The organism is Flavobacterium sufflavum, from assembly GCF_004016525.1.
Classification (GTDB): domain Bacteria; phylum Bacteroidota; class Bacteroidia; order Flavobacteriales; family Flavobacteriaceae; genus Flavobacterium; species Flavobacterium sufflavum.
This window is the reverse complement of record NZ_SACJ01000001.1, coordinates 352,106-365,193: the sequence shown is the minus strand read 5'-3', so window position 1 is coordinate 365,193 and position 13,088 is coordinate 352,106. Positions and strand designations below refer to the sequence as shown.

General features: G+C 35.0%; 4 protein-coding genes. All 4 read left to right on the top strand.

The window, feature by feature from the left end; genetic code table 11:
• Positions 1 to 14 precede the first annotated feature (14 nt).
• Complete coding sequence (locus EOD40_RS01245) at positions 15 to 1,169, top strand: glycoside hydrolase family 88/105 protein (RefSeq protein WP_196781405.1); 1,155 nt, start codon at positions 15 to 17, stop codon at positions 1,167 to 1,169.
• A 52-nt stretch (positions 1,170 to 1,221) separates the two neighbouring features.
• Entirely contained in the window at positions 1,222 to 2,916 is a 1,695-nt protein-coding gene (locus EOD40_RS01240; protein WP_128193080.1) for a S41 family peptidase, read from the top strand.
• 349 nt (positions 2,917 to 3,265) lie between these two features.
• Positions 3,266 to 9,379: a glycosyl hydrolase gene (locus EOD40_RS01235; RefSeq protein ID WP_128193079.1), complete on the top strand. Its 6,114-nt coding sequence runs from the start codon at positions 3,266 to 3,268 to the stop codon at positions 9,377 to 9,379.
• A gap of 391 nt (positions 9,380 to 9,770) precedes the next feature.
• Positions 9,771 to 13,079, top strand: a complete 3,309-nt coding sequence (locus tag EOD40_RS01230) for a SusC/RagA family TonB-linked outer membrane protein (protein WP_231129554.1) — start codon at positions 9,771 to 9,773, stop codon at positions 13,077 to 13,079.
• Positions 13,080 to 13,088 lie beyond the last annotated feature (9 nt).

Below are 13,088 nucleotides of genomic sequence, written 5' to 3'. Positions count from 1 at the left end.
AACTATATATAATCATGAATTTTAAAAAACCAATTTTTATTCTAATGTTTGCTGTTGCTGTAGTAACTGTTAGTTGTAAAAGTACCGCTCTAAAGCAAGAAACTGCAATTAAGGAATCTAAAGAAGAAGTAATTGCTATTATTGATAAGGTAAATAGCCATTGGCAGGATACACATCCCGAATTAGGTAATGCTTTTTGGAATATTGCTGCTTATCATACCGGAAATATGGGAGCTTATAAGGTGACCAAAAACAAAAAATATTTGGATTATTCTATGGCCTGGGCTGAGAAAAATCAATGGATGGGAGCCAAATCTCAGGATAAATCAGAGTGGAAATACAATTATGGCGAAACTGATAAGCATGTGTTGTTTGGCGATTGGCAAATTTGTTTCCAGACTTATATAGACTTATACAATTTCACAGGAAAAAATGATCCTAAAAAAATTGCTCGTGCCCGTGAAGTGATGGAGTACGAAATGAGTACTGTAGCCAATGATTACTGGTGGTGGGTTGATGGTTTGTACATGGTGATGCCGGTAATGACCAAGTTGTATAAACTAACAGGAAACGAACTGTATTTAGAAAAATTAGATTCTTATTTAACCCATGCTAATGGTATTATGTATGACGATGAGGCTAAATTGTATTTCCGTGATGCAAAATATGTGTATCCAAAACACAAGAGTACCAATGGTAAAAAAGACTTTTGGGCAAGAGGAGATGGATGGATTTTTGCCGGTTATGCCAAAATTATTCAGGATTTACCAAAGAAAGCAAAACACAGGCAGGAATACATCAATCGCTTTAAAGACATGGCTAAAGCCTTGGCAGCTGCCCAACAAAAAGAAGGTTACTGGACAAGAAGTATCTTAGATCCGGAACATGCTCCGGGACCAGAAACCAGCGGAACGGCATTTTTTACTTACGGATATTTATGGGGAATCAATAATGGCATTTTAGATAAAAAGACTTATTTGCCGGTAGTTGAAAAATCATGGAATTATTTGACTCAATTTGCGCTTCAGGCAGATGGAACGCTGGGTTATGTTCAGCCCATAGGCGAAAAAGCCATCCCTGGGCAAGTAGTCGATAAAAACTCTACAGCTGATTTTGGTGTAGGTGCTTTTTTATTGGCAGCATCAGAGATGTATCGTTTTGTGAAATGATTTGAGTAAAGTTTACGAATTTGTCGAGTTATATTTAAAAAAAAAAATATTTATGGGCAAAAAAAATATTTTTGCAATTGTACTTTGCTTTTTTTGTATTTTACAAATGGTGGCTCAAGAAAGAGAAACGATTAATAATACTGAAAAGTACAAGCAGTTTGGGCTTGTGTGGGGGTTGATGAAATACCATCATTCTGAAATAAGTAAAGGAAAATACGATTGGGATGCTGTATTTATTGAAAATGTTGATAAACTTGAGGGTGTTGATACGCAAAAAAGTCTCGATGAATTTTTATTGAACTTTATATTATCAATTAAAGTCAGTAAAATAAAAATTGCTAATGATAGAGATGATTTATTCAAAAGAAATTTGGATTATGATTGGATAGAAAAATATTCGGGTAACGATAAACTATATACTTATTTAAAACAATTAAAAGACAATACCATTATTAGTGACTATTATGTTTCTAATCAATCACTTTCTAAAATTCCCACGTTTGAAAATGAGAAAGGATTTAAATCATTTGACTATAAAATAAAAGTCCATAGGCTACTGGAACTGTTTAGCTTTTGGAATGCCATCCAGTATCATTATGTAAATAAATATTTAATGGATAAAAACTGGTTTAGTCAGTTAGAATATTTTGTTGATGATTTCTCAAACTCTGCTACTCAACTTGAATACGAATTGGCAAAAACTAAATTAATTGTATCGCTTAATGATTCACATTCTTATTATTTTGCGAAACCAATAGCTGATTCCTTGTTAAAATTTAGGCCTCCATTTGATGTAAAGGTTATTAATGACACTTTAGTAATTACTGGAATATTGAATAAATTAGGAAAAAAAGATGATTTAAAATTAGGAGATTTGATAGTTGAAGTTAATGATATAGATATTAAATCAATTAGCAAACAAAAGATAGGTTCTGTGTTTTCTTCCTCAAATGATTCTTTTTTAAAAAAGTGGTCTAATAGATGGCTAATGTGGAATACTGAAGATAGTATTAAAGTTAAGATAAAGAGGTCAAATTCTATTACTACTAAATATATCCATCTTTATAAAACATTTGGAGATAAGGATTATTCTTCTTTACCGTTTTTTCATATAGATAAAGAATGGAAGCTAATTGATAATAATATTGGTTACATAAATTTAAAAACTATTTCTAAAGATGAAATACAAAAAGCTTTTGAGGAGTTTTCTAATACAAATGGGATTATAATAGATTTAAGAAATTATCCAAAAAATATTTCAGAAAGTGATATTACAAAATATACTTACCCTCAAAAAAGAAAATTCATTAAGGTGCTTTTTCCAATGGTAAACAGACCTTCATTAGCAAACTTCGATGAGCCTTTGATTAGTTCTATTATTGACCCTTTTAAAAGTGGCAGTAAAAACTCCCAATACTATAATAGAAAAATTATTTTATTGGTAGATGGCTCAACTCAAAGTAAGGCGGAGTTTATCGGCATGGCTATTCAAGCTTCACCTAATTGTATAACTGTAGGTGAAAACACTGCGGGTTCTGTTCTGAATATAGCCGTTTTTACAATGTCAGACGGGACAAAGACTAATTTTACTAGTGTTGGGGCATTTTATCCAGATGGGACTGGGGTTCAAAGAAAAGGTTTAAAAATAGATTATTTTGTTAATGAAAATACATCGAATTTCACAAAAGATCAATATATTCTTAAAGGAATTGAATTAATAAAAGCTGTAAAAGAGAATGTGAATTAATTTGTGACATTGTAAATAATTTTTAAAACAAAATCGGCTGTATTTCAATCAGGAAATACAGCCGATTTTGTTTTGTGTAAAATAACAATGGCAGTGGCTTTAGTTGAAACTCTTGTTTGGCGAAAAGTTAAATAATTTGTGTATTGTCAGATAATTTGCATTTTATTTATATATGGTGTAAAAATTAGCTTGTTTAATTGTGTAAATACTAATATTACCCTTTTTTAATATTATAATCTCCCCCTTTGTGTCAAAACTGTTAAGGTAAATTTGGACTGTTAATGAGGGTGTTGTTGCTCTCATTGTAGAGTTTATAAATGAGTATATAATAATTTAAAATGATTTCAGTATGAGGAAAAATTACGCAGTTTTATTATTATTTTTAACAGCCTTCGTATACAAAATACGGGCACAGGCTCCTAGTCTTCCGGTTAAGACAGGACTAAATACAAGTCTGAGTGGTTCAAGGACTTTTAGTAGTAGTACGGGTTCAGACATTGTATCGTTTCCGTTATCTAATCCAAATGAATTTACCTTAGAGGTAAAAGCTAAAATAAATGCAGCTCAGGGAAGAGGTTTGGATGTAGAGTTAAAAAATGCTTCGGGTCTTGGAGTAAGAACATCATTAGATAAAACTACGTTTAATAATTCAACAAGCTTATCTTCAATTAGTAATTTAAGTACTTCGGTTGATAACGGTCAGGAGCAAACTTATCGATATGCTGTGAAAGACGGAGTAGCACATATTTATCAGGATGGACATTATCTAACATCTAAAACGCTGGATTTGGTAAGTGATGCCAATGCGGCTACGCAAACTATAGTTTATGGTGCGGATAATATGCTTGGCAGATGGGCCGGAATTGTTGGGAATAATTCAGGAAAGCCTACTGATTACGGATGGGCTAATACTTATGCCAGCCTTCCTTGGAATACGGCTAATTCTACAAGTGGTGTCAGGTATTTAGATGTGACTTCGGGACATACCTATGAATCAGACAATTCGGTTTTTAAAGGTCGAATAATGTATATCCGTTGGGATGGTAGTGCCTATTCTTCATCAACTTATAGTTATCCGGTAAAATTGGAAAAAGGGCTGCAATATGAGTTTTCATGGTTGTATGAATATATATCTAATGCATCCGCTGGTGTTAAAATGAATGTAGCTATTTCATCTGCTGCAAATGGTACAGGTGTACTAACTTCAAAAACATTTGTTACGGGTAGTGCTAATAAATTAAGAAAAGGCGATTTTACTTTTGTGTCTCAGGTAGACGGAACTTATTATGTGACGATAACTGGCGATTATGCTCTTTTTGCAATTGCTAATCTTAAACTTAAATCGACTAATTTAATTAATCCTTGGGATGGTTTAGCCGAGAATAACGCTGGAAAACCATCGGATTACGGTTGGATAAATCCTGCTGCTGCTACTCTTTTTAATACGGCAAATGCTACCAGTGGTGTAAGATATGTGGATGTAACTTCCGGACATACTTTCGAATCAGATGGCTCTAATTATTCAGGAAGATTGATGTATATCAGATGGGATAGCAGTGTTGTTGAAAATTCAACTTATTCTTTTCCGGTACAGTTAGAAGCTTCCAGAGATTATCAGTTTTCATGGATTTACGATTACATTTCAAATGGGGCTCCTAATGATAAAATGAAAGTATCCATCACAGATGCTACAGGAACTGTTCTTTCGTCAAAAACATTTACTTCAGGAGCTATCAATAAATTGAGAAAAGGAGATTTGTCCTTTCAGTCTCAAACGGCAGGTACTTATTATATTAATATAAGTGGGGACAAGGCTCTTTTTGGTATCGCTGACTTAAAAGTAGCTTTAGAAAGTGTTCCAAAAATTGTAATTGGGAAAAATTATACTGATGGAGCTGTGAATATGGAGGTGAGTTCGGTAACTTATGAAGATGCTGCTTATGCTCCGGAAAAAGTTATTGCTGCTGCAACACAAACTTTAGAAACTACAACTAATTTAAATGTAGGAGCTTTATCCAAAACAAAAATGGTTTTAAAATCATCGGCTTCTTTGTATTTAAATAATGGATACAATCCGTTGATTAATTCAACAGTAGATTTAAATTCTACAGATGCCCGTGTGTATTTCGAAAATATTAGACCATCAGAGGTTATTAGTTCATATTTAAACTTAATAACACTAAATGGTGTTGCTGCAAGCAATAATGCTAATGTATTTGTCGCAAATTATGGAAACGGGGCAGTAGTTGTGCCACATTCAGTTGATTATGAGCCTTTGGAAGTGTTTTCAGGAGAGAATTATGGAGGAGATGCTAAAACATATAAAATAGTTACTCCTTATACAAATTTGGGTTCTTTTGACAACAATATAAAATCATTCAAATTGAAAAAAGGCTATATGGTGACTTTTGCTTCTAATTCTAATGGAACGGGATATAGCAGGGTTTATATAGCTGAGAGCCAGGATCTGTTAGTGCCTGTTTTGCCGGCTTATTTGAACGGTACAATTTCTTTTGTCAGAACAATGCGATGGAATGAAGTTACTAAAAAAGGTTTGGCCGGAGGTGGTCAGGATGCTCAGGCAGCTTCTAATATTTCCTGGTATTACAACTGGAATACAGGTGGAACTACAACCCCTAATATCGAATATGTGCCTATTCGTCAAACTCTTTATTGGCCGGATTTTGGACCTGCCAATACTAAAGAGGGTTATACCCACTTTTTAGGATACAATGAGCCTGACCGTCCGGATCAGTCTAATATGACCGTTGATCAGGCTATTGGTGGTTGGCCGGGATTGATGCAATCAGGTTTACGATTAGGTTCACCGGTTACATCTGATCCTTTTAATGCCTGGTTGGGTAATTTTATGACTCAGGCTGAAGCTAAAAACTATCGGGTTGATTATATGGTGCTTCATTGCTATTGGTACAAAACTGCAGCACAATGGGCGAGTGATTTACAATATATTTATGATAAATATAAAAGACCAATATGGATAACAGAGTGGAATATTGGGGCTAACTGGACAGGGAATTCTTTTCCTGACGGACCTGTTATGCTTACCGATGCCAATGCGACTAAACATAAAAATGATTTGATTGCGGTGTTGAATGTGTTGGAAAGTGCCAATTATGTGGAGCGTTATTCAATATACAATTGGGTGCAGGATTCCAGAGCCATGTATGTTACTATTGATGATGCTTTTAAGACAAGAAATCCTAATTGGGCGAGTTATGCTTGGTTACAAACAGCACCGGTAATTTCAACATCGGCAAATTCATATACTGTTTTAACACCTGCAGGTGAATATTATGCTAAAAATGCTTCTAAAAAAGCCTATACTCCGACCAGAGAATTTGTTAGCGTATGGAAACCTTTGGTAGAGACCTTAAGTTATAAGTTATCGTCTGATTATAAAAATATAACAATTAATTGGACGGGGCTTAATCAGGATTTGGTAAATAAATATGTTATAGAGCGAAGATTAGAAGGAGAGACAGATTTCTCTGTTTTTTACGATTCGACAAATTATGCTGCTCTTAGTGTGAATGATACTGTGCATTCTAAAGCTGAGTACAGAATGAAAGTAATAGGAAAAGATAATGCCGAAACGGCTTATTCAAATGTAATTACGTTTACTAAGGCTGTTGTTGCGGATGCTCCTGTTGGGGTTACAGGGGAAGCTATAGCGACTTCGATTATCAATTTGAGTTGGCCGGCTGTTGACAGAGCTGAGTCTTATAATGTAATGAGAGCAACTAGTGTAGATGGGACTTATGAGGTAATTGCTCCTTATGTAACCGGAACCAGTTTCCAGGATACAGGATTGACTAAAAATACTAACTATTACTATGCTATAACGGCTTTAAATTCCGGAGGAGAAAGTGCTAAATCGACTCCGATTCTTGTAAAAACACCGGATTTTGTTATTCCTGATGAGGTTTCAAATTTTGTTCTGGCTTCGGGTGATGCCAAGGTAAAATTAGCATGGGATAAAATGTATGATGCCCAGTTTTATGTGAAGCGTTCTACATCTGAATCTGGTCCGTTTACAACTATTGGAACAGCTGAATCAGGGAATTATGTTGATTTAACGGCTCTAAATGGTATAACTTATTATTATAAGATTGTTGCGTTTAATGAAATAGGAGAAGGAACAGAGTCGGAGGTAATTGTTTCCAGACCTAATTTAGGGCAACACGCTTATTATGATTTTAGTGAAAATACCGGTTTAAATGCTCATGACCAGTGGGGTAATTATGATGGAATTTTAGCTGCTACTACAAGCTGGACGAGTGGTAAAGCGGGAACAGGAGTTGGTTTTAACGGAAGTTCAACTTCTTACATTACACTTAAAGATGGAGTTGTAGAAGGATTAAATGATTTTACTATATCTACATGGGTAAAATTAAATAGTTTATCGAATTGGTCAAGGATTTTTGATTTTGGCGATAGCACGGGAAGTTGGATGGCTTTAGAAGCGGCTAATGGAAGCGGAAAGTTAAGTTATGAGATAGTTACAAGTGGTCAGACTAAAAATACTTTAAGTTCACAATATACTATGCCTCTTAACCAATGGGTACATTTAGCTTATGTGCAAGAAGGGAATATTGGTAAAATTATCGTTGATGGAGTGGAAGTAGCAAGTGGGGCAGTTACTGTTAAGCCTTCTGCATTAGGAAAAACAAAGTTAAATCATCTGGGGAAATCTAAATATGCAGATCCTTTTCTAAATGCTTCAGTGGATGAGTTTAAGATTTACAACAGAGCATTAAGTGCGGCAGAGATTGCGGAAAGTGCTAAATTAGGTCAAAGTATAATGCTTAATCCGCTTGCTCAAAAAGAAATGGGTGATGCCGATTTCTCTCCTGCAACAGCTACTTCAGGACTTGCTGTAGCTTATAGCAGTTCGGATGAATCAGTTGTCAATATTGTTGATGGGAAGCTACACATTCTTGCAGCTGGTATAACAACAATTACTGCAGCTCAGGCTGGTAATGCCGATTATAGTGCCGCAGCTCCTCAAACGCAGTTAGTAACGGTTGTGAAAAAGAATCAGATTATTGATTTTGCTTCAATTGAAACAAAACTAATTGGAGATCCAGATTTTAATCCGGCTGCGACCGCTACTTCAGGTCTTGCTGTTACTTATAGTAGTTCAGATGAATCAGTGGTTAGTATTGTTAATGGTCAAATTCATATTGTAAGTGCAGGTTCTTGTGAAATTACGGCTTCACAATCGGGTAATAATGTATATAGTCCGGCAGCAGTTGTTAAACAACAATTAATAGTTAATAAGGAATTCTATATAGATGGAGATCATGATGGGTTTGGATCTTCTACTGTAGCCTTATTGCCGGTAAATGAAGTTTCTGAAGGTTTTGCTACCAACAATACCGATTGTAATGATAGTGATACCACTGTTCATCAACCTATTCAATATTATGTAGATGCAGATAAGGATGGATTTGGATCGAATGTGACAGCAATGTTTTGCACATCAGTTGCTCCTCAAGGATATGCTACAAACAATACGGATTGTAATGATAACGATGACACTGTTCATGAGCCTATTCTTTATTATGTAGATGCAGATAAGGACGGATTTGGATCGAATGTAACAGCAATGTTGTGTTCATCAATAGCGCCAGAAGGTTATGCTACTAACAATACCGATTGTGACGACAGTAAAATTTTATATGCTGATAACGATGGTGATGGTTTAGGTTGGGGTTCAACTGTAGCCTGTGGTGTAGAAAATAATGATGATTGTGATGATACCAATGCGCTACAATTGACAGCAAGGATTCCAGCTGTTTATGCACTTAATGCTGCTGTAGATGAGAAAAATACTATTTATATAGGCTATGCATCATCATCTCTTAATGTTAGTGTGACGCCAACAGGAGGAACAGCGCCTTATGCTTATGTTTGGAATACAAACCAAAATACGCAAAGTATCACTGTTTCAGCAGCCGGAACTTATGCAGTTTTGGTAACGGATGCTAAAGGTTGCCAGACTTCGGCTTCTATTGTGATTAATGCAATCAATGTACAATGTGGTAATTCTAATGATAAGGTTATAATTTGTCATAATGGTAAAGAAATTTGTGTAAGTCCTAATGCAGTTCAGACGCATTTGAATCACGGGGATAAACTGGGTTCTTGTACTAGAACAGTTAGTAGAAACGATGCAGCGGATAAAACTTTAATTGTTAATGAAGATACTGATGTAACGGTGTATCCTAACCCGGTTGTAAGTGAAGTGAAGGTGAAAGTGAGTGAGGTGCATGCTGGTGCAAAACTTGAGTTGTACAATGTTTTAGGTGTAAAGATGAAGTCTCTGTCTTTGGTAAATACTTTAGAAGTTATGTCATTGGAAGGATTGCCTTCAGGAAGCTATTTGTTAAGAATTACAAATGGAGATACAATTACTGTAAAGAATATTATCAAGCAATAGATAATAGATAAAATTGAATTAAAACCGGCTCTTGTGAAAACAGGAGCCGGTTTTTTTATTTGTAAAAGTGGTATTGGGGAGTATTATTTGTGTAAAAAAACAACAGTTAATTTGTTAATCATTGATTTTTATTTTGTAATTTTTAAGAAATGTCTTAAAAACAAAGGTGTTTTTATTGTGTAATACTAATTTCCCCCCTTTATATTATTATAATTCCCTCTTTAGAACTCTAGTGTTTGGATTAAATTTGTAATGTGAATTATATGTTAATACAGACTGAGATTGTCTTAAAAAATACTTAAGATGAAATTTAATATATCACTATAATTTAAAACTAACGAACTATTAATTAATCAAAAATTACAACCAAGAGATGACAAAATTTATTAGGATGAAGAAGGTTCCTGATTGTGTATCCGGATTTGATTTGAAAAAGAAACTTACCCTATTTTGTGCGTTGGTTTCTTTGTCTCAAGTGCATGCTTACACTATTAGTTTTGAAAGTGCAACAGGGTTAGAAAAAGTACAGCAGCAAAAAAGCATAAGTGGGCAGATTAATGATGAAAATGGAATGCCGTTACCGGGTGCTACAGTTTTGATAAAAGGAACTAAAATAAGTACGATAACCGATTTTGATGGAAAATTTACTTTGAAAGCTGATGAGAATTCAGTGTTGATAGTTTCTTATATTGGTTATGCAAATAAAGAAGTTGCATTAAACGGGAAAACTACTATTAACGTAAAAATGCAAAATGATGCAGCTTCATTAGAAGAGGTTGTCGTGGTGGGTTACGGTAAAATGAAAAAAACGGATTTAACAGGTTCAGTTGTACAGGTTAAACCGGATAATTTGGCAAATCAAAATCCGCAAACGGTTCAGGATGTATTGCGAGGTGTTCCGGGTTTAAAAGTAGGCTATTCGTCTGATGCAAAAGGAGGAGGTTCTTTGCAGGTTCGTGGACAAACTTCTGTTTACAATCCTAATGGTGCTGGGCATAATTCACCGCTTATTATTTTAGACGGAATGCAATTCTATGGTGAGCTTTCAGAAATCAATCCTGGAGATATTGGGCAGATAGATATTTTGAAAGATGCCTCGGCTACTGCTGTGTATGGTTCTAAGGCTGCAGCAGGGGTAATTATTATTACTACAAAAAAGGGTAAGAATGGTAAGCCTGTTATTAGTGTTACATCAAACATGACAGTTAATACTAAAAGTGCCTATAGAGATGTGTATTCTCCGGAAGGTTATTTAAAATATCGTGAAGATTGGGAAACAGCTAAAACTTATGGGGTGAATACCGCAAGCGGACAATATGAACCTTATATTGCAAGTCAGGTAGGTCAGGTAGGCTATTTCTCAAATCCAAATGATTTAGGTAAATATGGTATCACTCAGGCACAATGGTTAGCTTATCAACCAAGTGGTTTAACACAGGGTAAAAGTTTGGCTGAAGTATGGGGGCTTCGCTTAGGCTTACAAAACGGACTTATATTAAATAATTTCATAGCCGGAAAAACACACGATTGGTATAAAGGTACTTTTAGGACGGGATTGAATCAGGATTATAATGTAAATATATCCGGAGCCAGTGATAAGGTAAATTACTATTTATCAGTGGGGTATTTAGATTCTGAAGGAGCTATTCAGGGTAATGATTATTCGGCGGTTCGTGCCAATATGAAAGTTAATGGTCATGTTACTGATTGGCTTGAGTTTGGAGCAAACGTTAATTTTCAGGACCGTACTGACGGGGATATTACAGTTGGTACAGGGACTAATTATTATGATGCTAATATGATGAGAAATAGCCCGTATGCGAACTTTAGGGATGCAAATGGTGATTATGAGAGACAGCCAATGGGACCAACTATTGGAGGCTATAATTATTACTACGATCGTCAATTCATGGAATTAGAAAGAGGGTATACGGTGTTGAATACTATTTTTAATGCCAAAGTGACTTTGCCTTTAGGGATTACTTATTCGTTAAATGTTTCGCCACGTTATCAATTCTATTACAATCGTTTTTTTCAATCTACAGGTAATAAAAATTTGAATGCTGCTAATATAGGTGTTGATAGGGATAACGGTAAAAATTTTGATTGGAATATGAATAATACATTAGCATGGGATCATACATTTAATGAAAAACACCATATTGTGGCCACTTTTGTTCAGGAAGTGGAAGAACGTCGTTCATGGTTTGATGAAATTAATGCACGTAATATTCAGCCTTCTGATGCCTTAGGTTTTCATAATACCGCAAATGCTACGCGTGCTAATAGTTCGTTTTCAACAGCCGATACGCATCAAACAGCCGATGCATTAATGGCAAGATTGTTCTATTCGTTTGATAATCGTTATATGATTACAGCGACTGTACGTCGCGATGGATATTCAGCATTCGGGACTAATAATCCTTATGCGACATTCCCTTCTGTTGCATTGGGTTGGAATCTTAGTAAAGAAAGCTGGTTCAATTGGGATGCTATGAGTACAGCTAAATTACGTGTGTCTTATGGTAAAAATGGGAATAGATCACTTGCAGATCCATATGTTTTTTTGGCTAACTTAAGAAGTCCTGAATCAACTATGGGTTATATTGATTCTTCAGGAAATCTTGTAGATATGAAGTATTTAGAAATTGATCGTATGGCTAATCCAAATTTACAATGGGAAAAAACAGCGGCAACTAATATTGGTCTTGATTTTGGGTTCTTAAATGACCGTCTTACGGGTACTGTAGATGTGTATAAATCAGTTACTCACGATATGATTATGAGTCAGCGTTTGCCTACTTTCACAGGATTTGAATCTATTGTCACTAACCTTGGAGAGGTAGAAAATAGAGGTGTTGAATTGAGTCTTAGTTCTGTTAACATGAAACAGCCCAACTTTGAATGGCGTACAAGTGCAGCTTTTTCATACAATAAAAACAAGATTAATAAATTGTATGGCAGTATGGAAACTATTCTTGATGCTAATGGTAATGTTATTGGTCAAAAAGAGTTAGATGATAAGACTAATGGATGGTTTATAGGTAAGGCTATCTCTGAAATTTGGAATTATAGGGTAGCAGGAATCTGGCAAAAAGACGAGGCGGCAGCTGCAGCAGTTGTTAGTCAACGTCCTGGTGATCCAAAAATAGCCAATAATTATACTGCTGATGATGTTAATGGAAAACCGGTTTATAATGATAAAGACAAGGAATTTTTAGGGCAAACAGATCCTCCTATTAACTGGTCGTTGCGTAATGAGTTTACAATTTATAAAAATTGGGATTTAGCAATTAATATGTATTCCTATATGGGACACAAATCATTGAATGGTAATTATATGAATCAATACAATGCAGGAAGTTTGTATACTAATAATTATAATTCATTTGTAAATCCATATTGGACAATTGATAACCCAACTAATGACTGGGCGCGACTTGATGCCAGAGGACCTGCAGGAGCTGGAACAGATAAATTATATAATCGTGGTTTTATTCGTTTAGATCAAATTTCAATAGCGTATAAATTTCCTAAAGAGCTTATTAAACGTTTAAATATGAATAATGTGAAGGTTTATGCTTCGGTTCGTAATGTAGCAACCTGGTCTGTAGATAAAAATTGGAAATATTTTGGAGATCCGGAAACTGGAGGCCTGGCTACCAGGATGTTTAATTTAGGTTTTAATTTAACGCTTTAAAAATTACTC

Excerpts from the sequence above, each read along its gene's own strand:
- EOD40_RS01245 (WP_196781405.1), top strand. The coding sequence starts at position 15 with ATGAATTTTAAAAAACCAATTTTTATTCTAATGTTTGCTGTTGCTGTA.
- EOD40_RS01240 (WP_128193080.1), top strand. The coding sequence starts at position 1,222 with ATGGGCAAAAAAAATATTTTTGCAATTGTACTTTGCTTTTTTTGTATT.
- EOD40_RS01235 (WP_128193079.1), top strand. The coding sequence starts at position 3,266 with ATGAGGAAAAATTACGCAGTTTTATTATTATTTTTAACAGCCTTCGTA.
- EOD40_RS01230 (WP_231129554.1), top strand. The coding sequence starts at position 9,771 with ATGAAGAAGGTTCCTGATTGTGTATCCGGATTTGATTTGAAAAAGAAA.